Below are 23,143 nucleotides of genomic sequence, written 5' to 3' on the forward strand. Positions count from 1 at the left end.
TTTAAAAAAGGTATGCTGAAAAGATTGCATTTACTTCTGGCTTTGTTCATCCTGACGGTGAACGCTGCAATGGCTCAGATTACCACTTCAGGCATTAGTGGTAAGATTTCTTCCAATGGCGAAACCGTTATTGGTGCTACAGTTACTGCTACACACCAGCCATCTGGTACTGTGTATCGTGCTGTAACAAATGTAGATGGTCGCTATACTATTCAGGGTATGCGTCCAGGTGGTCCTTACAAGGTAAGTATCTCTTATATCGGATATAAGGACAAGGTTTTCAACAATGTCAGTCTGAACTTGGGTGAAAGCCAAAATCTCTCTTGCTCTCTTCAGGAAGATGCCAAGCAGCTTCAGGAGGTTGTTGTTTCGGGTAAGGCTGGTCTGAATGGTACGAAGACCGGTGCGGCCATGAGTATCAATGCTCAGCAGATAGCTGATATGCCTTCTATCTCGCACAGTATTGCGGATGTGGCTCGCCTGAATCCACAGCTTACTACAAACGGGCAGTCTGGTTCTATGTCATTTGCCGGTATGAACAACCGTTATAATTCATTCCAGATTGATGGTGTGATGAATAACGACGTGTTCGGTCTTACTGCTAATGGCAGTAATGGCGGTCAGGCTGGATCTCAGCCTGTTTCTATGGAGACTATTGACCAGATTCAGGTAAATATCGCTCCTTTCGATGTTCGCCAGGGTGGTTTTACCGGTGGTGCCATCAACGCTGTAACCAAGAGCGGTACCAATGAATTCCATGGAAGTGGCTATTTCTATGGAAACAACCAGGATTTGGTAGGTCGTCATTATAAGAATATGGATGGTACCTATGCTCAGCCTTATGATGATGAGAAGGAAACTTTGTTCGGATTTACGCTCGGTGGTCCAATCATCAAAAACAAACTCTTCTTCTTCGCAAACTATGAGAATTCAGAAAAGTCGTACCCAACTCAGTATACCATCGATTCTCCAGATGTTAAGTTTAATCCGGATTTGGCTAAGGACTTGATGTCTAAGATTTATGACTTGGCTAACCGTCAGGGGTATGATTATGCAACTTCATGGGCAGATAAGGATAAGAACGTGAAGAGCCAGAAAGCTGGTTTGAAGTTGGATTGGAATATCAACGAGTTCAACAAGTTCTCTGTACGTTGGAGTTATGTTGATGCTAAGCAGACGCTTGGTCTGGGTGGTATTGCTACATTGAATACTACCGACCACTTGTATGATTTCAATTCTAAAACTCATTCTTTCTCAGCAGAGTTGCAGAGCCGCATCTCTCCAAACCTGAGCAATGAGGCACGTGTATCTTACGTTCGTGTTCGTGATGCGCGTACTTCTGGTCAGCCAGCTCCATCTATCACTATTTACAAGGTAGGAAATGGTACCGTGAATATCGGTAATGAATATTCTTCTATGGCTAATGGATTGAATCAGGATATCTATACGCTTGAAGATAACTTTACATGGTACAAGGGTAATCATACGCTGACATTCGGTACACATAACGAGCTTTATAAGTTCTCTAATCTCTTCATCCAGAATCTCTATGGATGCTATTATTTTGATACTCCAGACGATTTCCTGAAATATTATAATGGTTGTGGAGCTGATGGCTTGGGAGGTGATGGTAAGTATATCAAGAACTTCTACTTTACACAGGCTAATGTTGAGGTTACCGGTAATCCTCGTTGGGCACCAGAGTTTAGTGCAGCTCAGTTGGGCTTCTATGTACAGGACAAGTGGGATGTGACAGACAGCTTCCAGCTCACCTATGGCCTCCGTATGGATATGCCTCTGTTCTTTGATACTCCTACCGAGAATGCTAAATTCAATGAGTGGGCAGCAGGTAAGGGATATGGTTTCAAGACCAATCAGAAACTTGCCAGTACACCAATGTGGAGCCCTCGTGTAGGTTTCCGTTGGGATATTGAGAAGAACCGCAAATATATCCTTCGTGGAGGTATCGGTGTATTCACTGGTCGTATTCCTTTCGTCTGGTTGAGCAACAACTTTACGAATACTGGTGTGCAGACATCTTCTTACTCTGCAAAAAATAATTCTGCTGTGCAGCTCATCATGGATCCTAACAAGCAGACTCTGAATGCAGATAATCTGAAGGCTACCGGTAGCCAGCTGATCAATGTGTTTGACAAGGATTTCAAGTTCACTCAGACTATGCGTGTTAACCTTGGTTTCGATTTCAATCTCCTGGGTATCGAATGGACTGCTGAGGGTATCTTCAGCAAGAGTCTGAATGATGTTTATTACAAGAACTTGGCTTATGAGGAGTCTGGTAAGACCTTGTCTCAGACCTCTTACATGAACTGGGATAACCGTCCTGTTTATACAAAGGTGGCAGATGCTAAGTCGTTTACCAACATCTATGCAATGTATAATACAAGCAAGGGCTACAGCTACAGCCTGTCTTTGTCAGCAGCTAAGCACTTTGCGTTCGGTCTTGATCTGAATGCATCTTATACATTCACTCACTCAGAGTCTGTAAGCAGTATGACCTCATCTGTTGCTCAGAGCAACTGGCGTAATACTCATACTTATCGCTTCTCAAACAACCCAGAGTTGGCTAATAGTGGTTATAATGTGCCTCATACAGTGAAGGCTTCTGCTTTCTATCACTTCAACTGGGGAACCAACAAGTTGTTTACCACTACAGTAGGTCTTATCTACCAGGGTCAGAGCGGTTCTCCTTACTCTCTCGTTTATAGTGGAGATATCAACGGAGATAATGGTACAAGTAATGACTTGATTTTCATCCCTACAGATGCGCAGGTAGACCAAATGCAGTTCTTGGGTACTGATGCTTATACTGCTGAGCAGCAGCGTGCTAATTTGAAGCAGTGGCTTGCTACTACTCGTTATGTGAAGGATCATCGTGGTGAGTACTTCGAGCGTTATGGTGATAACTTGCCATTCGAGAGTCATTTCGATTTCCACTTCGGTCAGAAGTTTGGCATCCGTACAGGTAAGTATGTACATGCTTTGGAACTTACTTTGGATATCATGAACGTGGCTAACCTCTTGAACAAGGATTGGGGCCGTACGTTCAGTAGTGGTTATAACAGCGAGATTATTTCTCCTATCACGTACAAGGGTGATGGTGTATTCCAGTTCGCTAACCCATCAGATATGCCTCTCAAGTATCCTAGCTCATACTACAGCCGCTGGCGTGGCCAGGTTGGTTTGAAGTATACATTCTAAAGTATAATTATCTTTTCAGACAACATATCATTAATATAAAAAGAGGGTGAATCATAAGTAAATGATTCACCCTCTTTCTGGTTTTATAAGAACAAGTCTTTCTTTGGCATGTTTGCCATGTATTTCTTTCTCAGTTTCTCGAAGAAAGCCATTGTATCGTTAGAGAAACCATGGCCCTTCCAGGTGGATGTGTTCGTGATGAGAATCCAGCATTGGTTATCCGGATATTTCAGGACGATGGCTGATGTGCCAGCCAGCGAACCGGTACGAATCCATGGTTTGTTGCTCTTTGGTGTATAGTTCCAGCCGATAGAGTATTGGTGGTCGGCCTGCTCCCGCGTCATAAACTCGATGCTCTTCTTGCTCAGGATATCCTTGACATGTGGCAAACCATCGATGCTGGCAATAAAGCGGCTCAACTCTGCAGTCGAACCACACCAGGCACCTGCACCTGAAAGGCGAGGGAGGTCGGTATCGCCATAGCATTTCTCTACCAGTCGTCCACTGTTGTTGTATTCATACACAGGGATGCTGCCCTGATGCATGTAGTACTTCGTCTCGTTGGGGCGGCGGTCCTTTAAGTAAGTGCCGGCAATGTGCATGTCGTAGCAGCCGGCTGGGTGGAGCACATACTTCTGCATGAAGTTTTCATATTTCATTCCGCTCTTCTTTTCTATAATCATGGAGAGAATCATGTAGCCCAGATTACTGTAGCATTTGCCTTCGCCAGGAGTATAACCCAAGTGGCGCTTCAAGAGAATCTTGAGCAGGGTAGGGTGATCAGGTGGCGTTTTGAGATGGTTCTGCATCATGATGTAGCGGGTGGAAGATACAGGGTCACCGGCATAATTGTTGAAACCTGCCTGATGGCGCAGCAACTGTTCTACGGTGATGTCGTAATATCGCTGGTCCTTGATACTGTTGTTGTAAACGGTATCGCGCAGGATTCCCTTTTCGCCAAACACCTTCTCGTTCAGCTTGAGTTTCTTCATCTCCTGCAACTTCATGATACCTACGGCTGTAATCAGTTTCGATACGGAGGCGAAGCGCATCAGCATGTTAGGCTCCATTCTGATGCCTCGCTCCTTATCCGCCATTCCGAATCCGCGGGCATAGAGTAGTGAGTCGTTGCGGGTGATGACGAGTTGGGCTCCATTGATTTCCCATCTCTTGAGATACTTTTCTATTACCGAGTCCATCTCATGATATTCCTTCCCCTCTGTCAGGGCATTTGAGATGGAATCGTTGATGTGAACCTTAGGGAGCGAATCTGCCGCCTTGTTCTTGTCTGATGCTGATGTACAGCGAGATACACAGCTGTGTGTAGTCCATCCTACGATTGCTGTAAAGGTAAGCAATATGATTGCTATGCGTTTTTTTCTTAGTCGTCGTGCCATTTTATTTAATTTTTCTATGCAAAGATAATGCAATCTTCTCAAATAACAAAACATTGAAAATATATTTAAATTTATTTTGTATTGTCTATGAATTATCGTACCTTTGTACCCAGTTATAAAGAAAAACAATGAAGAAGGTATTAAAAAAGGTATTAAGATCCATATTCTATATAGTAGTCATGTCGGTTCTGGCATTCCTGCCCGACTTTTGGCTTTGGCACATCGGGGTGAGTGAGTGGCCTTTGCTGCTAGCCATCTTATGGTGGGTTCCCTCGTTGTTACTTGTTCTTGCCGAAGTGGGGTTGCAGATGGGGTTCTTCCATAAGTTGTCAGTCCGTGTACTCTTTACTACCATACTTTTCTCGGCATTCCCTAAGGTTGTCTTCATCCTGTTCGATGCATTTCTTCCTTGGTTCTTTGCTCTGATTCCTGCTTTGGGTGTAATGGGGTGGTTTGCCTTCGGCTTTATAGAGGGTTGGAAGCGGTTAGAACTGAAACACATTACCTTTACCTCGCCCGATTTGCCACCTTATTTTGATGGTTACCGTCTGGTACAGATTACCGACTTTCATCTCGGTTCGTTTCCTCCCGGCAATGATTTTGTGCAGAAGGTGGTGGATGCGACCAACAATGAAGAACCCGATATGATTCTCTTTACGGGCGATCTGGTCAATAACCAAGCCAGCGAAGTGGAGCCTTATCTGGATACGCTGAGGCAGCTTCATGCGTCAGATGGCATCTATTCTATCTGGGGAAATCATGATTATTGTGAATATGGCAACAATCATTCTATTGGCGCTTTGAAGAGAAACCGCCGTATGCTCTATGGTTATCAGGAAAGTCTGGGGTGGCATCAGCTGATGAACGAACATCATGTGGTGAGTCATGGTATGGCATCTATCGCTGTAATAGGCGTAGAGAATCCCGGTCAGCCTCCTTTCACCAATCGCAGTAATCTGAAGAAAGCGATGAAGGGGTTGAATCCAGATATGTTTAAAATCCTCTTGAGTCATGATCCTCACCATTGGCGCAGAGAAGTAGTTGGTAAGAAGATACAACTTACTCTGGCGGGACATACGCATGCCGGACAATTGAAAATAGGTAAATGGACGCCTGCCCGCATGGCTTTCAAAGAGTGGGGCGGAGCTTACCGCATTGGTGAGCAGATGCTCTATGTATCATCGGGTATTGGTGGTTCTTTCCCTTTCCGCCTAGGCGCATGGCCTGAACTGACAGTTATCACGCTGAAACGTGATTTATAGTTCTAATAGATAACAAAACTGGTGTTTAAGTGTTAAAATACAGTTAAATATTAGCTGTTTGAACCATTGTGATGAAAAAAACGTGTTAAAAATTTGGTGGTTCGAATAAATGTTGTACCTTTGCACTAGTTTTCGCATATATTTGGGCAAATGGGGGGTGTCGTGAGATTGTACTCCATTTGTTTTTTGAAGCAAGGCGAAAATACTTCACATCAGAAGTAGCTGTTCACATTTTAATTTTACATTTAACATTGAAAACAATGAAGATTCCTGTAGAAGAACAATATAAATACGTAAAACTTACTCTCCCGGATGGAAGCAAGGCTGAAGGTCAGGCTGTCTTGTTGCATGCCTGTTGTGCACCTTGTTCGGCGGCTATCGTAGAATGTATGCTTCGTAATGGTATGAAGCCTACTGTATATTTCAGTAACAGCAATATCTATCCTCAGCAGGAGTATGATGTCCGCAAACATGAACTGAAACGATTTCTGGAAGCCCAGAATGTACCTTATGTAGAGGATGAGTACGACCATGAGGAATGGCTTTCTGTTATCAAGGGTTTAGAGGATGAGCCCGAACGTGGCAGCCGTTGTTCTGTCTGCTTTCAGTTCCGCCTCTCTCATGCAGCCAAGTATGCGCAGGAGCATGGTTTTCACCTTCTTACTACCACGTTGGCATCTTCGCGCTGGAAGAATATCAGACAGATAGATACTGCCGGTCATCTTGCCGTTGAGGCTTATCCTGATGTAGAATGGTGGGATATGAATTGGCGGAAGGGCGGTTTGCAGAATCGCCGAGGTGAACTCTTGAGAATCAATGAATTCTATAATCAGTTATATTGTGGTTGCGAATTCAGTATGAGATAAATGAAAAAGCCCAGGACATCACGCCCTGGGCTTTTTTATAAGAATCTGTGAAATCTGTAGTGCTTAAGAAAGACCTGTAATCTCACCGTTTACTACATCAATGCGCTCAGCCTGCGGGCTCTTTGGCAAACCTGGCATACGCATGATAGGACCAGCGATGACTACAATCATCTCGGCACCCATATTTACGGTGATGTCGCGAACGTGGAGTTCGAAACCTTCTGTAGGACCGTATGCCTTGGCATCGGTAGAGAAACTGTACTGAGTCTTGGCAATACAGATAGGGAACTTTTCTGCACCAAGCTTCTTGATCTCTTCAATCATCGCCTTGGCAGAATCGCTCAATGTTACGCTGCCTGCTCCGTAAAGATTGAATGCAACCTTTTCTATCTTCTCCTCAACGCTATCGTTATCATCGTAAGCAAAATAGAGAGGGGCTGATGGACGCTCATCAATGGTCTTCACTACGAGGTTGGCAAGTTCAATAGCTCCGTTTCCACCTTCGGCAAAGGCACTGTTTACGGCGAAACCGCAACCCATCTCCTCGCAATGCTTGCGCAATACTTCTATTTCTTCTTCTGTATCGGTTGCAAATTTGTTGAATGCAATCACTACAGTCTGACCAAAGCTCTGCAGGTTCTTTACGTGCTTGTCGAGGTTCCAGTAACCGGCTTCCATACCTGCGATGTTTGGTTTCTTGATATCTTCCAGAGCTACACCACCATGCATCTTCAACGCCTGGAGGGTAACAACGAGAACAGTGAGGTCTGGTTGCAAACCTGTCTTGCGGCATTTGATGTCATAGAACTTCTCTGCACCGAGATCTGCACCGAATCCTGCCTCTGTAATAGCATAGTCGCCATACTCAAGAGCAGCAGCTGTAGCCATGACGGAATTGCAGCCATGAGCAATGTTGGCAAAAGGACCGCAATGAACAAATGCTGGTGTACCCTCTGTTGTCTGAACCAGATTTGGCTTCAAAGCATCGAGAAGGAGAGCTACGATACTGCCACCTACACCCATATCCTTTACGGTAAATGGCTTGTCGTCCTCGGTGATGCCCAGGAGGATATTATCGATACGGCGACGAAGATCATCGATGCTTGTTGCGAAACACATGATAGCCATAATCTCAGAAGCTGGCGTAATATCGAAACCAGACTCTGTCTCGATGCCGTTCTTGTCTCCTATACCGGTGATGATGCGGCGCAAACCTCTATCGTTCACATCCATGACGCGACGCCAAAGAATCTTCTTGAGTTTGAAACCCTCTGCTTCGTGCTGGAAACGGTAATTGTCCAGAAGGGCAGAGATCATGTTGTTGGCCTCTGTGATGGCATGGAAATCGCCGGTGAAGTGGAGGTTGATCTTATCCATTGGTACGAGCTGGGCATAACCGCCACCTGCTGCGCCACCCTTCATGCCAAAGCATGGACCGAGAGATGGTTCGCGCAAGGCTACGACTGACTTCTTGCCAATCTTCTGCATGCCCAATGCGAGACCTACAGATACCGTAGTCTTACCATTACCAGCCTTTGTTGGGCTGATAGCTGTCACAAGGATGAGATGGTGATTCTTAAACTTGTTGGTGTCAATCTTGTCCGTAGTAATCTTAGCGATGTAACGGCCGTAGTTTTCCACTTGGTCTTCATGGATTCCAAGTTCTGCTGCCACTTCATTAATAGGGCGCATTTTTACTGATTTAGCTATTTCAATATCTGTCAACATAAAAAGTAATGTTTTGTATTTTGAGTGCAAAGGTACGGAAAAGAATTCATATAAATGCATAGGAATGTATAAAAAAACAAAATAAAATATCCTTCTTCTTTAAAAGCCACCAAGGCAGACCGCCCATTTCCAAATGACGAAGTTTAAAAAAGGTAAATTGTAGGATTTTGTCGTGTGAATGTAGTACCTTTGCAAGCGAATTTATATTTTATAGTACGTATGAACAAGTCTTTAGCATTAGCTCATTTTCAGACGAGCTTTCAGTTTATCACGCATCAGAACGAGCGCTTCTCTTATCTCGAAGGTGCCTATCTGGCACTTATCGGAGGATGTGATTGGGTTCAGCTTCGCATGAAGGGGGCTACCGATGAAGAGGTTGAGCCTATAGCCCGTAAGTTAAAGTTGGCTTGCGAGGGTGCCGGTGCAACCTTTATCCTCGACGACCGTGTAGAACTCGTGAAGAAGTTACAGATAGATGGTGTACATCTTGGCAAGAATGATATGCCGGTTGATGAGGCCCGTAAGCTTCTGGGTGATGAATTCATTATCGGAGGAACAGCCAATACATTTGATGATATTCGCCGTTTGCATGAACAGGGGGCAGACTATATCGGTTGTGGTCCGTTCCGCTATACTACTACCAAGGAGAAACTCTCTCCGGTGTTGGGTATAGAAGGTTATCACCAGATTATTGAGCAGATGAGGGAGAATAAAATCTCTCTGCCTATGGTGGCCATCGGAGGTTTGACCCCAGACGATATAGATCCGCTTGCAGATTTGGGCATCGGTGTGGCAATGAGCGGTACCATCCTGAATGCGGAGAACCCTGTTACCATGACACGTCAGATTCATGACAAGTGTTTCGGATTATTCATGGAAAATCTCAATCATTATTTTGAGAATCAGTAGAATGATACTCATAAATGATGATTTTGCATAGAAAAGAGAAGAAAGTTCTGGTTTTCTTCTCTTTTCTCATTTTATTGTTGTAACTTTGCATCCGCATTGCAAAACTGTTGCAAGCCAATTACAAATAATGAATTTAAAAGACATGAAATTAATAGTGGGAATTAACTTAGGATATATAGGAAAAACAGATGCTGTCGGCAAGAGCGATAACATCATGATATACGCACCTTCAGATAAAGGTGCTTAAAAACCCGGGCACAAACGTGTTCGGGCTTTTTTATTTTACTATATATAATAGGTGTAAAACCAACTCAAAATAGATAGTGTGTGCAAAATATATAATTATTAACTTTATAAAAAAGTATTAAAATGATAAAAACAGAATGGAGAGGTTTCAAAGGAAACATGTGGCAGAGTGAAGTGAATCTTCGTGATTTCATTCAGAACAACTACACTTGTTATGACGGCGATGAGTCGTTCCTTGCAGAACCTACTCAGGCAACTAACACCCTTTGGGGTATGTTGAAGGAACTCCAGAAGGAGGAGCGCGCCAAGGGTGGTGTGCTTGATATGGAAACAGAAATCGTTTCAGGATTGACAGCTTATGGTGCTGCCTATATTGGTGAGGGTACCAAGGATTTGGAGAAAGTGGTAGGTCTTCAGACTGATAAGCCTCTGAAGCGTGCCTTCATGCCTTACGGTGGTATCAAGATGGCGGAGCAGGCTTGTACTACATACGGCTATCAGCCATCAGAGAAGCTCCACGAAATCTTCCACAAGTATTGCAAAACTCATAATGATGGCGTATTCGATGCTTATACTCCAGAGATGAAGCTCGTTCGCCATAACCACATTCTTACCGGTCTTCCTGATACTTATGGTCGCGGCCGTATCGTAGGTGACTACCGTCGTGTGGCCCTCTATGGTATCGACTTCCTCATCGAGGAGAAGAAGAACGACCTCGCTAACATGGGCGACCGTGAGATGATCGACGACGTTATCCGTCTTCGTGAAGAGGTTGCTATGCAGATTAAGGCGCTCAAGGGCTTGAAGGAGATGGCTCAGTTGTATGGCTACGATATCAGCCAGCCAGCTAAGAACGCTCGTGAGGCTGTTCAGTGGTTGTACTTCGGTTACCTCGGAGCTGTGAAGACTCAGAATGGTGCTGCGATGTCTGTAGGCCGTATCTCTACATTCCTCGATATCTATATCCAGCGCGACTTGAACGAGGGTACTCTTACCGAGGATGAGGCTCAGGAGCTCATCGACCACTTGGTCATGAAGTTCCGTATGGTTAAGTTCGCCCGTATCCCTTCTTACAACGAACTCTTCACCGGCGACCCAGTTTGGGCTACTCTCGAGGTAGGTGGTATGGGTCAGGATGGCCGCTCAATGGTTACCAAGAACGATTACCGTTTCCTCCATACATTGGAGAACATGGGTCCTTCACCAGAGCCAAACCTCACTGTACTCTATAGCTCTCGCTTGCCAAAGGCATTCAAGCACTATGCTTCTCTCATCTCTGTAAAGACAAGCTCTATCCAGTATGAGAACGATGACGTAATGCGCCCAGTTTGGGGTGACGACTATAGCATCTGCTGCTGTGTATCAGCTACACAGACAGGTAAGGAGATGCAGTTCTTCGGTGCACGTGCCAACTTGGCTAAGTGCTTGACCTACGCTGTATCTGGCGGTGTTGATTCAAAGACACGCGAGCAGTGCGGTCCTAAGTATCGCGCCGTTGAGGGTGATGTGTTGACATACGAGGAGTTCATGCCACGTTTCATGGATATGATGGACTGGTTGGCTGGCGTTTATGTGAAGACATTGAACCTCATCCACTACATGCACGATAAGTATTTCTACGAGGCAGCAGAGTTGGCGCTCATCGATACAGATGTTCGTCGTACTTTCGCTACAGGTATCGCTGGTTTCAGCCACGTGGTTGACTCTATCTCAGCTATCAAGTATGCCAAGGTAAACATCGTCCGTGATGAGACCGGTTTCCCTCTCAGCTTCAAGACCGAGGGTGACTTCCCACGTTACGGTAACGATGATGAGCGTGCTGATGAGATTGCAGTATGGTTGCTCAAGACCTTCATGAACATGATCAAGAAGCATCATACATACCGCAATTCTGAGCCTACTACATCTATCCTGACTATCACATCAAATGTAGTATACGGTAAGTACACCAGCAACATGCCTGATGGTCGTCCAGCCGGTGCTCCTTTGGCTCCAGGTGCTAACCCATCTTACGGTGCAGAGAAGAACGGTCTTTTGGCTTCATTGAACTCAGTAGCTAAGTTGCCATACGAGTATGCTCTCGATGGTATCTCTAATACTCAGACCATCAGTCCTGGTGCTCTCGGTCACAACGATGAGGAGCGTGCCCAGACATTGGTAGGTGTATTGGATGGTTACTTCAACCAGGGTTCTCACCACCTGAACGTGAACGTATTCGGTATCGACAAGCTCAAGGATGCAATGGAGCACCCAGAGAAGGAAGAGTACCAGAACTTCACCATCCGTGTAAGTGGTTACGCTGTTAAGTTCATCGACTTGACACGTGAGCAGCAGCTCGACGTAATCGCTCGTCAGGCTCACGAGAGACTCTAAGGAAGTGAAGAATGAAGAGGGAAGAGTGAAGAATTCTCTTGTCTCTTTGTAACATATAGATTGCCCGCTAGATTTTCTTTCCGAGGATATTTAGCGGGCAATTTAGCTTATTTAACTGCAAATTTAAACTTGGTATTGAAAAAAGTGCTATCTTTGCGGTATGAAACTAAATAATGAACAAAAGAAAGCCCTTTATGAAGAGGGTTACAAATTCTGTTTTGATGTTGTCAAGCTCATTCTTGGTGGTGTCATTTTTGCAGGAATTATGCAAGATAATATAGATAGAACTAGGTTGTATGCTTGGGGCGTTTTCTTTATGGTCTTGATAGTTGCATTAGGAATGTATTTTATAATAAAGTCTAAAAATAAAAAGAAATAATTATGGATTTAGTTGATTTTTTGGGTGTCGTCACTGCTCTTATAGTCGTTCCTGGGCTTGCTTTTATTCTTTGGGATAATTACCAAGAAAAGAAAGTCGGCGCATGAAAGGATTTGTTCACAGCATAGAGAGCTTTGGTTCTGTAGATGGACCAGGCATCAGATTTTTGATCTTTCTGCAAGGTTGTCCCATGCGCTGCCAGTTCTGCCATAACCCGGATTCCTGGAAGACGGGGGTAGGAGAGGAGTGGAGTGCCGATGACCTGCTGGATAAGGCAGAGCGATTCAAGAGTTATTGGGGTGACAAGGGCGGCATCACCGTAAGTGGTGGAGAAGCCCTGATGCAGATAGACTTTCTCATCGAACTTTTCGAGAAAGCCCATCAGCGTGGCATCAATACCTGTCTTGATACATCAGCGCAACCATTTAGGAAAGAGGGTGCTTTCTTCGATAAATTCGAGCGTCTGATGACCGTCACAGATACTGTTCTTCTTGATATCAAGCATATCAACGATGAAGAGCATCGTAAACTCACCCGCCATTCTAATGTAAACATACTGGATTGTGCACGATATTTAAGCGAGATACACAAACCAGTATGGATTCGTCACGTCCTGATTCCTGGTATTACCGACAAGGATGAATACCTCTATCAGTTGCGTGATTTTCTTTCTACACTCTCAAACATTGAGCGTATAGATGTCTTACCCTATCATACGATGGGTATCTACAAGTATGAGAAACTAGGTATTGTCTACCCGCTGGAAGGCATAGATCCTCCTACTAGTGATCGCATTGCTCATGCAGAAGCAATCTTGCAAGAGGCACTTTAGCTTCTTGCAAGACTGCTTAGATGAGCATCTAGCGAGCTGGTGAGACGGGCTTTGATGATAGGCTTTGTGATGTAGTCGTTTACTCCAAGCTCGTAGCATTCATCCACATTATCCTTGTTGCTTAACAGGGAAACCACGATGATGACCATTTCACTTTTCGAGTATTTAGAGCGTACATGGTCTATTACGTCCCACCCATTTACATGTGGCATCATCAAGTCGAGCAGTATCACGTCCGGCTTGAATGAGTCAATCAGTTCAATGGCTTCTTTTCCGCCATTGGCAGTTTTCACGTCGATGTCAAAGTCCTTTATCATTTCAGAAATAGTTTTAATATTTTCTGAAATATCATCGACGATTAGCACTTTGTTCTTTTCCATTTTTCACTGGTCTATTTTATGTAGGTTCTTTCCGATCTTGAAGATCTAGTTTCTTGGCTTGTGAATGCCGTAGATGTCGCACATGAATCCTTTATCAGTGATTAGATTGTTCATGTCGATACTGTCGAACATCTTGTGATGAGTACCGATTACCACAATCTGATACTCTTTTTCCAGAACTTTAGGATCATCTGTCACCTTGATGTTATATTCTTTTTTTACTTCCTCTACATCTACCAATGGATCGTAGAGTGTGGTTTTGTAACCTGCTCCTACCAGGTTGATATAGAGATCGGCTACTTTTGTGTTTCTGATATCATCGCTGTCTGGCTTGAACGAGAAGCCGAGAATCAGCACGTTAGTCTCCGGAGCCTTGAACTTTCTGCTTTCAGATGCATTCTTTATCTTTCCTGCCATCCATACCGCCATCTGCTCGTTAACCTCGCGGGCTGTAGAGAGCAGCGATGGTACCACGTCAACCTCCTGTGCCTTGTTAATCAGGTAGTATGGGTCTACTGCGATGCAGTGGCCGCCAACGAGTCCTGGAGTAGCTGGTATGAAATTCCATTTTGTGCTTGCTGCCGCCGTTACGTCTTCAATGTTGATGTTCATCTTGTCGAAAATCTTTTCCATCTCATTGAAGAAGGCTATCTGCACGTCTCTCTGGCAGTTCTCCATCAGTTTACATGCCTCTGCTATTCTGATACTCTTCGCCTTGTAGGTGCCATGGGTAAGTACTGAAGCATAGAGGCTGTCGATGATAGCTGCTGCTTCAGGTGTAGAACCGCTGGTAACCTTCACGATGTTCTCGATGGTATGAACAGTATCGCCCGGGTTGATGCGCTCTGGCGAGAAGCCTACAAAGAAACTCTGGTTTAATTTCAATCCAGATGTTGATGCCAGCAATGGAGCGCAGACCTCTTCTGTCAGACCTGGGTAAACGGTACTTTCGTATACCACGATATCACCTTCTTTCAGAATCCTGCCAACCTCAGCTGTAGCATTGCGCACGCAGCTGATGTCTGGCTTGTTAGATTTGTTCACCGGTGTCGGTACAGCGATGATATACACGTTACACTTCTTCAGGGCATCAATGTTGCTGGTCAGTTTCAATCCCTGTTTCAATGCCTTGCATACAGGTTTGTTGTCTGTCATTGTACTTTTGGCTAACTTGTCTACCTTCTCAGCTTTGATGTCATAACCCCATGTATCGTATTTCTTTGAGAATAAGCATGCTAGTGGAGTACCAACATACCCCAATCCTATTACTCCAATCTTAAACTCAAAAGACTTGTTTACCATATACTATATTCTGTTTATGTTTTATAATGTTGTTTCTTTTATTGGGAGCTCCCTGCTGTATGTACGTTACAGCAAGTAACTCGGATCTTTTAGATTCCTTCGAGCTGAGCATAGCGCGAAGTCTTCTCAGGGTTCCATGCGTCCTTGTAAGAACGTCGGAAGAAGATCTCTTGCAGATGAGCCGACAGGCGGGCGATACGCAGGAAATAACCTGTATAAGGCGACATCAGTGGCAGGTATCTGTAAAGGAACCACACGTCTTTCTTTCTTTCTGAAACCATCAGCACCAGGATGAAGGCAAGCTGTGAGAAGCATACTCTGATGAAGTAGCCCAGTGCCAGCACCTCGATGATGTGCGTGTTAAACGTGATGGCGAGCTTGATGATATACCACAACCACAGAAAATTGAGGAAGCAGTCGAAAACTACACTCTCCATGTTGGATAACCAGTTAAGGATACTCCAGTTCTTGGTAGGCAGCAGAATGTCGGCATGCTTGCGTAGACGGAATCTCACGAGCGAGCGCGACCATCTGATGCGCTGATGATACAGCTTATACCATTTGGTAGGCACATTGGTCATACAGATGGCATCTTCGGCAAATTTCACTTTATATCCGGCTTTGCGGATCTTCTGTGTCAGGTCACCGTCCAGTCCCGGTCCTATGTCCCAATAGCCCACTTCCTTCAGCGTCTTTCTTTCGAAGGCTCCGAATGCTCCCGAAATGATGTGGTAGATACCCAGTTCGCTGGTTACGATACGTCCCACCTGTATTCGCTTCAGGTATTCGAAAGCCTGCAGCGATGAGCAGATGGTTTCCTTGTAGTTGCGCACTTTCACACATCCTCCTACGCCCTTTACCATTCCGTCGATGTAGAAGGGGAGTAGAATCTTCTCCAGTGCATCACGGTCGAGCGAAGAGTCGGCATCCAGGCATACGATGTATTTGCCTCTTGCCATCTGGGCTCCATAGTTGCTGGCGGCAGCTTTACCGCCTCTTGTATCCAACCTCAGGTAGTGGGTGATGTACCCAGCCCGGTAGAGGTCGTTACAAATCAGTTTGGTGTCGTCGTCGCTACCATCGTCTACCACAATGATTTCGTAGTTCCGGTAGGTTTGCTCAGCCAGTGAGTTCACCATTTTGAATATATGTTTGCCTTCGTTCTTTCCCGGTACGAGGATGCTTACGAGTGGATTCTCGCGGTACAGGAAGTACTTGGCATATTCTTTCTCTTTATCTATCCGGTTTCTCTTCATCAGTCGGTTTCCGATTACGAGATATTCCAGGATATAATATCTTGGCATCTCGATGAAGAAGAGGAACCAGTAGGTATTCACGATACTGCTAAACGATAGCGTGCTGATCCAGTCGAAGAAATCGTTCAGATGTTCTGCTATGCTAAACATACGCTTTTCCCTTTCTTCTTGATGGCTTATCTCAGCACGGTGAGCGCCAAGAGGGCCATGATTATGAGTATACCTGCGATGGTGACAAGGATGGCAACGAGTTTCTTGTAGAGCACGATGCGCTTCTGTATCTTGTCGTTTTCATCTTCCTTCGGCTCCGTATCAAGCAGCTCTTCCTGCGGCTTCACCTCTTTCTCTTCTTCCTTCATCAGAGGTTCCTCTGAGTAGTGGCAGTAGTCGTCTGGAGTCATATCCACATATTGCAGTTTGTTGAAGAACTCGTCATAGTTGTTGGCGATGGTCTTCGTCTTGGTTTCCAGCATGCTGCAGATAATCTCGTCCGGTTCTATCGAGTCGGCCACCTTTCTGATGGCTACCGACATCTCCTTGCTCAATTTCTGCTGAGCCTCTTCCACGGTTTCTCCCTGCTCATAGAGGGTTGAGGATACGTAGAAGATATTGTTGTTGTAAGACACCTTGTGATTGGAGAAGATTCTACAGAGCTTGCCCTGTATGCTTTCCTTTATCTTTACGGTATCCTTGTTATCATCTATAATCCATATCTTGCCTACCATGACCGAGAGTTCATCCTTGCGGTAGGTTTCCATCAGCTGGCGTCGCAGTCGGTTTATCAGCAGGTAATATTCCATGAAGTTATCATAGATGTTCGCCATGTTGTTGAACATGATATTGCCACTTGTCAGTGCTCTGATTCCTTCTTCCGTTATCTCGTAGTCCACAACGTCTCGTGGCACCAGGGCGTTTACCGGATAGGTGCTCTGGCAGTAGCAGCAGGTTGACTTGGTGATAGGCGAGGTAAATGAGTTCTCGCAGTCGTTGCAGGTATATACCACGGCTGGTCTGTCATAGTCAACACCGATGTGGCGCAGTTTCTTGTGACACTTCGGACAGATGAGCATACCGCCCACATTGTAGCTGCTCTCTGGCGATACGTTGGCGCAGCTGAAGTGGTGGATGATGTTCTGAATCTTCAGGTTCGAACTTCCGCACTTCGGACAGCACTCTGTATAGAGCAGGTGAGAGTGGTTGCACTTAGGGCATAGATGCTCCTTGAGCAGGAAACGGTGAATGCGCAGTGAACCAAACTCCACCATAGAGTCGATGAACATGAACATCTCGTTGAGATGGAAGAGACCCATACTGTGATAGTGCTCGAAGATTGGGTTGATATATCCCAAAGATGATTTCTCCAGCAGTCGGTGTCCTATGATTCGCTGGTCTCTTGAGAGCAGGTATTTCAGGATGTTGGCAAAGATCTGGTTAGGCTGTGTAGGACGGCTTGTTTCGCTTTTTACACCAAACTTCTGTCTTGCCAGCTTGATTTTGTCAATAATCTCATATACCTTTTCATTGTTCATGTCGCTCACATAGGCATCGACGATATAGTCGATGATCTGTTCCTTTCCCGATAACGCCGTATTGACGAATATCGGTTTGTAGCTACATTTCCACGATAAGATTGGACTGGCTCCATACAGTATAGCATGGAACGCACGCTCACTCTTCGTATTGATGTAAATACAATCGAAGTAGTCGGGCTGGATGTCCGGTGTCGAGTCGATATCTATATAGCTATCGATGGTGAGCACCATATCTCCACGTTTGTTTCTTCTAAGTCCAATCATTCTTTATTTCGTTTTAGCTTGATGATTATTGTTGCCGCTCGAAATCATGTTGCTTCGCTTCACGTTTTCGTTCTTGCCTACTGGGATGGTGTACATCGGCAGTGGCTTCGGATCGAGCATGGCACCAATCTTGTTCACTCTTATTCTTACCGGCAGTCTGTTGCTCATTACCCATGCCGGTACTCTCTGGTTCGGGTTCAGGGTGAAGACGGCAACCACTGCGTTGGCATCATGCGAGAAGTTACTCTGCAGATGCTTTGGTATTTCCTCTACTCTCAGACCTACCATCTGCAACTTAGCCTGCAGTTCCAGGTCTTTGTTGATGATGATGTCTGCATCGTCAGGGCTTTCCATATACTTTACCATGTCATTTGGTACGTATGCGATTACGCCCAGATGGCAGTCTGCATAGTCGGTATGCTGGATAACCATCACCTCCTCGCTTTTGAACACCAGGGTTTTGTCGCTCACATTGATTTTTGAGATGTAAGCATCGGCTGGTGCACAGCAGTAGTGTATCAGACCTGGGTTGTAGATGCTGGTGTTGGAGTAAGGCATGGCAGCATTTGCTCTGCCGGCTCCTCTGCGGCTCATGAAGTTATAGGTGGTGTTCTTAGCCTGTGCGTAGATTTCCACCTTTTTAGCCTGCTTTCTCAGTTCTTCTTCTACCTCGGCAATCTCGGCATCCAGTGCATTTCGCTTGGTGTTGTCGGTAAGACCGTAGTAGATGTCCGAACTTTCAGAGGCTTTCTGTTTTCTCAGTTCTGCAAGTCGGGTGCGCAATACAGGAATCTCCTGCTGGGCGAGTTTAGCCTGTACCTCCATGTCGTGAGTCTCCTTTACGGCAGAAGGCAGAATGTTCGGGTCGTATTGGTTCACAATGTTACCTAGCAGTACATAAGAGTAGAGCGTATCTCCCTTATGCACCACTTCACCCATTTCTTTGTTCACCTTAAGGATATAGATGTCGTCAACGGCACTGATATGGTTTTCATCGAGGGTTATATAACCGTCGAAGGTTGCCCATATCATACGAGTGACAATATAGTAGGCGGCAAGCACGATAACCAGCAGGAAGATCAGAGCAAAGATGATCTGCTGTCTGGCAAGGCGGTGACTCTGCGACTTCAGCAAGTCTGCCATCGCCTGTTCTTGTGGCGTGCCATTATATTGGAATTCATTCATATTCTAGTTTCCTTACATTCAAAGTTCTATTTCTTTGAAGATATTATTGTTGTTATAGATGCTCACGGCTTTCTCGATATTGATGATAGCGAGGGCTCGGTTCTGCATCAGTTTGTACATACGCTCCATACTTTCCAGGAGTCCCGTATATTCGTCCATACGCATCAGATAGTTGTATCCCTGTTTCTGGTTCTGGTAGGCAAACCGCCGCATTTCGATATATTTGCCGGTCTGGTCTATATGGAAAGCCTCGGTGGCTATAGCCTTGTTCAGGTTGTCTATCTTCTTGAGCAGGATGCCTACCGACTGCTTGATTTCCTTCACATCGGTACCGCGGCTGCTGCGTATGATTTCCTTCTGGGTCTCCAGTGCCTGTCGTTTGCGTGGCGTTTCGTTCCAGATAGGAATGGTGAATCTTACGCCCACGTCGGCATTGTTAGAAATCTTGTTGTTGCTCTGCCAGTAACTCGACCATCTTGCGAATGGTGTGAGTCGGGTAGTGCTTAAATAGTTGGTCAGCTTGCTGTCGTTGTCAGCAATCTGTTCTTTCACCATCATGATGCGTGCATCCAGACTTTCCTGGTTCAGATGGTTCCAGAGGGCTGTTGTGTCTACCACAATCTTGGTTGGTTTGATGCGGTAGATAGGCTTGTTGCTGATATCTCTGTCTGTGCAGAGCACGGAGATGTCGTATTCAGCCTCCAACTTATCGTTCATCACTTTCAGCATCTTGTCGTTGCTGATTCGGTCTTTTTCCAGCATAAACTGGTACGCTTCGTTCATGATGTCGAGGTTGTCCAGTCTGTGTGCTATGACAGTACCGATATAGAAATTATATTGTTCGGTCAGCTCATCGGCTGCCTTTTCATATATGTCTGCAGTTTGGCGCTTTTTAATTTGCAAGCGGTCGAGTTCATTGGCAAGAGCAATCTTCGTTCTTTTCTCTTTGCCTTGGTAGAACTTCGAATTGATGATGTTCCATCCCAGTTCGGCTTGAACCTTCATCTTATATTTTGATACCTCTTTTGCATCGTCTTCATCAGAATCGAAGTACGCGTCAGGTCGGGCATAAACCTGTCCGGTCACTTCCAGACCGTTGTGTCTGTTGAGCGCAAGGTGCTCATGTGCAGTTTTCGACCAGAACAGAGAGTCGGTCTTGTTGATATCAGCGTGATGCTGTTTATTGAGTCCCAGTTCTATGACTGGTGCTTTCACCCAGATAGGGTTTTTGATGAGAGTGTCGAGTTGTGCGAAGCGCAGTTTGAAGTGTCTCAGTACATTATCGTTCTTCAGATTCTCATATACGAGCATCTTAGGGCTGAAACTTTTCGGCTTTTTGCCTTTCGTCTGAGCCATAGCGCTTTGTGCTGCCATGAGAAGTAGCAGAGCTGTAGTTGAGTATAGTATTATTTTTCGCTTCATAATGAGTTATTAAACACGATGAATGCAGCTGCGAGCTTTTGCAGCTGCATTCATCTGGTGTTTCTTATATTTGATAAATCACTTACTTTGTGCCATAATTGGTATCATTTCCAGATGCGGCACCATCAATGAGCTTCATGACACGGAGTCGGCTCTTACCATATGCCACATAGATATAACCTCCATCCAGTGTGACATAGTTGGCAGACATTCCTGCTTCAGCTCTCTTCTTGACAACCTTTACAGGTTTGCCGTCTTCCATTTTGTTTTTGTCAAGAACTACCAGTCCATAACTTCCGCAAGCCAGGTAGATGTAATTGGCATCGTATGTTACACCATTTGCATATCCCTGTGGAACCTTGGTATTAGCAGTGAGCGGAGCTCCCCAGTTCCATACTTCCTTACCAGTGGTAAGGTCGTAGCAGGATAAACCCTTGGCACTTCGGCAAACGTAGATATGATTGCCGTCGATGGCTATTGTATTCTTACCGTCGTTTGGAGCAATGCTGCTTACGTTGATGGTCTTTGCTGGTGTTGCTGTAAGAATGTCGGCACCTAATGGGAAGACCTGTAGTGTACCACTTACAGCCTCATCGTCACTTTCTACTTCGTTGTTGTAGTGGAGTGTAACAATATACTGGTTGTTCAGTGCGATGTGCTTAGCCTTGCCTGGCGTTTCTTTCTTGCCGATTAAATCCAGCGTGTTTGCATCATATACTCCGTATCCTCTGGTAGATGCCACCATCAGTTTGTTTCCGTCTCTTACGATGCAGTTCTCGTCAGATTTTTCCAAACCTGTATGTTCCCAATCTACGATGGTGAGAGGGTTTAACGTAGTAGTCTCGTCGATGTCCGTAACTTCTGTGTTGAGAAGTCCGTTGCTATCCAAAGCGATTCTACCCATCATACCGCCATTGGTTGAGTGACCGGCAATATATACGTACTTTGTAGCATCTTTGCCGTCCACCATAAGGTGGTTGAAGTCGTAGAGTTCCTTCTTATCTTGCAGATACTGCAACATGGTAGTCTGGTTGTTTTCTGTTTTAAACACTTCGATACAACCTCCAGTCTTCTTGCTTGGATCTGCCTGGTTCTCTTCATTGGTGTGGTACGACATGTATAATTTGCCATTATATGGCTGAATACATGTTGCAGAGATGTCGTGAGTATGATTTGTATAATCAATCACGGAAATCACATCAATCTTCTTGCCTGGTTCAGGGTTTGGAGTTGGTGTAGGGGCTGGTGTCGTACCGTCACATGATGTTTTGACAACAGGGTCATTATACATATCATATCTCTTTGTATTGTCTGAAAGACCTGGAGCATAAGTATAATTTGCCGAATTTCCATTGTTGGTAAACTTATCGCAGTCCATATAGATAACGCCTCCGTTTCCGCTAGCTCGGAAGATATAGCAGGTTGAGAAATATGCGTAGGTTCCCGGAGCAATAAGAATATTGCCGGCATCATTATTTCCGTTGTATTTCACCTCTGCTGCTCTGAAGATGGCATTTGCATTGTCTCCTTGAAGAATGACTCTACTGTCGTTGCCATTGTTGTCATTCTTGTAAGTACCCTTACAGTCGATGACGCTGTTGTTAACCAGATAAATGTTACTTCCTGCACACTGGTCGATAGCTCCTGTCTTCAGATTGTTGATGTGCGCTTCAGCGCCATTTGAATTGAGAACCATCTTGTCTGTCACTTCAAATGAACAAGCATAAAGTTTTGGAGTAGAACCTTGAATTGTCAGCTTGTTGACTTTTGCTTTTCCGTTGATGTTCAGGATGCATCCATCTACGGACAAATCCTGCTTTTCTGTACCAAGAAGATTGCCTTGTATATTGATTTTGGCATCAGACTCAGTTGACAGTTTACCTACTGTGGCATCGCCGCCCACATAAAGCAATCCTTTAACTTTTAGTTCATTTTTTACTTCAATGTTTCCGGTAGTAAAGTAGGCATCTCCTTGTTCCAGATACATGTTGCTGCCCTCTTTTTTCAGAGTTCCACCATAATTGTAGCAATATACTCCTGTATTATTGAAAAGAGCAGTGTTATTGTTGTCTATATGTAATGTTCCTCCTTTGAGGATGTAGATTTTTCCTTTTTGTGCGGCATTGTTTATCCAGACTGAATTATTCCATAGATTTTTTGTAGTCAGTTCGCCTTCGATAAACAGAGTGGCTCCGTTCATGTTGAGCTCACTGCTTATTTTTGTGCCTTTCTTGATGATGTAGGTCTTGGTACCATCCAGTCCCTTACATCCATCGTTATTCTTGATTTCGATAGCTCCGTCATGGCTAGGCAAGCTAGGCATTTCATAAACGTCGCTTAGGTTAGCTGTAGTTGCGCCGGCAGCTCTTGTTGCTGCTTTCGCTTTGTAGTTGATAACGCTACCTGCTAATTCCTGAGGGTCGGTGATGGATGTCACTTCTTCACCTATTATGTTTTTTGTGACTTCACCAGGGTTTGGAACGAAAGGGTTGTCATTAGAATCGCTACAAGATGCCAGGAGCATTGCTGCGAAAGAGAAAGTAACAAGTTTTGTAAAATGATGTTTCATGTTAATCTTTCTTTTGTCGTTT

At 44.9% G+C, this 23,143-nt stretch carries 16 protein-coding genes; 7 read left to right on the plus strand and 9 right to left on the minus strand.

Going from position 1 to position 23,143, the window contains the following annotated elements; all coding sequences use genetic code 11:
• Positions 1-12: 12 nt before the first annotated feature.
• Positions 13-3,219, plus strand: coding sequence for a TonB-dependent receptor (locus NNC77_RS01145; RefSeq protein ID WP_254969656.1), 3,207 nt, complete (start codon positions 13-15; stop codon positions 3,217-3,219).
• 83 nt (positions 3,220-3,302) lie between these two features.
• On the opposite strand, the gene NNC77_RS01150 is transcribed toward NNC77_RS01145, so the two are convergent.
• A complete protein-coding gene (locus NNC77_RS01150; protein WP_254969658.1) occupies positions 3,303-4,616 on the minus strand; it encodes a serine hydrolase domain-containing protein in 1,314 nt (437 codons plus the stop codon).
• Between the two features lie 128 nt (positions 4,617-4,744).
• Here NNC77_RS01150 and NNC77_RS01155 point away from each other — a divergent pair, with 128 nt between their 5' ends.
• Positions 4,745-5,878, plus strand: a complete 1,134-nt coding sequence (locus tag NNC77_RS01155) for a metallophosphoesterase (protein WP_153118099.1) — start codon at positions 4,745-4,747, stop codon at positions 5,876-5,878.
• Positions 5,879-6,138: 260 nt separating this feature from the next.
• On the plus strand, positions 6,139-6,744 hold the full coding sequence (locus NNC77_RS01160; protein WP_117692588.1) for an epoxyqueuosine reductase QueH: 606 nt from the start codon (positions 6,139-6,141) through the stop codon (positions 6,742-6,744).
• 63 nt (positions 6,745-6,807) lie between these two features.
• Here the strand turns inward: NNC77_RS01160 and NNC77_RS01165 are convergent, their stop codons facing one another.
• Positions 6,808-8,472: a formate--tetrahydrofolate ligase gene (locus tag NNC77_RS01165; protein WP_254986839.1), complete on the minus strand. Its 1,665-nt coding sequence runs from the start codon at positions 8,470-8,472 to the stop codon at positions 6,808-6,810.
• 219 nt (positions 8,473-8,691) lie between these two features.
• Between NNC77_RS01165 and NNC77_RS01170 the strand changes: the two genes are divergently transcribed.
• The 4 genes from NNC77_RS01170 (at position 8,692) to pflA (ending at position 13,211) form a co-directional block, all read left to right on the plus strand.
• On the plus strand, positions 8,692-9,381 hold the full coding sequence (locus NNC77_RS01170) for a thiamine phosphate synthase (RefSeq protein ID WP_254986840.1): 690 nt from the start codon (positions 8,692-8,694) through the stop codon (positions 9,379-9,381).
• A gap of 372 nt (positions 9,382-9,753) precedes the next feature.
• The gene (gene pflB / locus NNC77_RS01175; protein WP_117727143.1) at positions 9,754-12,000 is read left to right on the plus strand and encodes a formate C-acetyltransferase; all 2,247 of its coding nucleotides are present in this window, start codon (positions 9,754-9,756) and stop codon (positions 11,998-12,000) included.
• 160 nt (positions 12,001-12,160) lie between these two features.
• Entirely contained in the window at positions 12,161-12,379 is a 219-nt protein-coding gene (locus NNC77_RS01180) for a DUF6722 family protein (RefSeq protein ID WP_118062908.1), read from the plus strand.
• A 103-nt stretch (positions 12,380-12,482) separates the two neighbouring features.
• On the plus strand, positions 12,483-13,211 hold the full coding sequence (pflA, locus tag NNC77_RS01185) for a pyruvate formate-lyase-activating protein (RefSeq protein ID WP_254969661.1): 729 nt from the start codon (positions 12,483-12,485) through the stop codon (positions 13,209-13,211).
• On the opposite strand, the gene NNC77_RS01190 is transcribed toward pflA, so the two are convergent.
• The 7 genes from NNC77_RS01190 to NNC77_RS01220 all read right to left on the minus strand — a co-directional run bounded on the left by NNC77_RS01190 (position 13,208) and on the right by NNC77_RS01220 (position 23,121).
• The gene (locus tag NNC77_RS01190; RefSeq protein ID WP_234563800.1) at positions 13,208-13,591 is read right to left on the minus strand and encodes a response regulator; all 384 of its coding nucleotides are present in this window, start codon (positions 13,589-13,591) and stop codon (positions 13,208-13,210) included. The genes pflA and NNC77_RS01190 overlap by 4 nt on opposite strands.
• Before the next feature lie 45 nt (positions 13,592-13,636).
• Entirely contained in the window at positions 13,637-14,893 is a 1,257-nt protein-coding gene (locus NNC77_RS01195; protein ID WP_254969662.1) for a nucleotide sugar dehydrogenase, read from the minus strand.
• A gap of 89 nt (positions 14,894-14,982) precedes the next feature.
• The gene (locus tag NNC77_RS01200) at positions 14,983-16,299 is read right to left on the minus strand and encodes a glycosyltransferase family 2 protein (RefSeq protein ID WP_119237795.1); all 1,317 of its coding nucleotides are present in this window, start codon (positions 16,297-16,299) and stop codon (positions 14,983-14,985) included.
• Positions 16,300-16,325: 26 nt separating this feature from the next.
• Positions 16,326-17,945, minus strand: coding sequence for a hypothetical protein (locus tag NNC77_RS01205; protein WP_254969663.1), 1,620 nt, complete (start codon positions 17,943-17,945; stop codon positions 16,326-16,328).
• Positions 17,946-17,948: 3 nt separating this feature from the next.
• Complete coding sequence (locus NNC77_RS01210; protein WP_254986842.1) at positions 17,949-19,130, minus strand: multidrug transporter; 1,182 nt, start codon at positions 19,128-19,130, stop codon at positions 17,949-17,951.
• A gap of 18 nt (positions 19,131-19,148) precedes the next feature.
• Positions 19,149-20,486, minus strand: a complete 1,338-nt coding sequence (locus tag NNC77_RS01215; RefSeq protein WP_254969665.1) for a hypothetical protein — start codon at positions 20,484-20,486, stop codon at positions 19,149-19,151.
• 148 nt (positions 20,487-20,634) lie between these two features.
• Positions 20,635-23,121: a PQQ-like beta-propeller repeat protein gene (locus NNC77_RS01220; RefSeq protein ID WP_254969666.1), complete on the minus strand. Its 2,487-nt coding sequence runs from the start codon at positions 23,119-23,121 to the stop codon at positions 20,635-20,637.
• Between the last annotated feature and the right edge of the window lie 22 nt (positions 23,122-23,143).

The organism is Segatella copri (genome assembly GCF_024330485.1).
In the GTDB taxonomy this organism is placed as follows: domain Bacteria; phylum Bacteroidota; class Bacteroidia; order Bacteroidales; family Bacteroidaceae; genus Prevotella; species Prevotella copri_L.

Coding starts and splice junctions, on each gene's coding strand:
- NNC77_RS01210 (WP_254986842.1), bottom strand. CDS start 19,130: ATGAATGAATTCCAATATAATGGCACGCCACAAGAACAGGCGATGGCA.
- NNC77_RS01220 (WP_254969666.1), bottom strand. CDS start 23,121: ATGAAACATCATTTTACAAAACTTGTTACTTTCTCTTTCGCAGCAATG.
- NNC77_RS01215 (WP_254969665.1), bottom strand. CDS start 20,486: ATGGCTCAGACGAAAGGCAAAAAGCCGAAAAGTTTCAGCCCTAAGATG.
- NNC77_RS01150 (WP_254969658.1), bottom strand. CDS start 4,616: ATGGCACGACGACTAAGAAAAAAACGCATAGCAATCATATTGCTTACC.
- pflA (WP_254969661.1), top strand. CDS start 12,483: ATGAAAGGATTTGTTCACAGCATAGAGAGCTTTGGTTCTGTAGATGGA.
- NNC77_RS01170 (WP_254986840.1), top strand. CDS start 8,692: ATGAACAAGTCTTTAGCATTAGCTCATTTTCAGACGAGCTTTCAGTTT.
- NNC77_RS01165 (WP_254986839.1), bottom strand. CDS start 8,472: ATGTTGACAGATATTGAAATAGCTAAATCAGTAAAAATGCGCCCTATT.
- NNC77_RS01180 (WP_118062908.1), top strand. CDS start 12,161: ATGAAACTAAATAATGAACAAAAGAAAGCCCTTTATGAAGAGGGTTAC.
- NNC77_RS01205 (WP_254969663.1), bottom strand. CDS start 17,945: ATGATTGGACTTAGAAGAAACAAACGTGGAGATATGGTGCTCACCATC.
- NNC77_RS01155 (WP_153118099.1), top strand. CDS start 4,745: ATGAAGAAGGTATTAAAAAAGGTATTAAGATCCATATTCTATATAGTA.
- NNC77_RS01145 (WP_254969656.1), top strand. CDS start 13: ATGCTGAAAAGATTGCATTTACTTCTGGCTTTGTTCATCCTGACGGTG.
- NNC77_RS01190 (WP_234563800.1), bottom strand. CDS start 13,591: ATGGAAAAGAACAAAGTGCTAATCGTCGATGATATTTCAGAAAATATT.
- NNC77_RS01200 (WP_119237795.1), bottom strand. CDS start 16,299: ATGTTTAGCATAGCAGAACATCTGAACGATTTCTTCGACTGGATCAGC.
- NNC77_RS01195 (WP_254969662.1), bottom strand. CDS start 14,893: ATGGTAAACAAGTCTTTTGAGTTTAAGATTGGAGTAATAGGATTGGGG.
- NNC77_RS01160 (WP_117692588.1), top strand. CDS start 6,139: ATGAAGATTCCTGTAGAAGAACAATATAAATACGTAAAACTTACTCTC.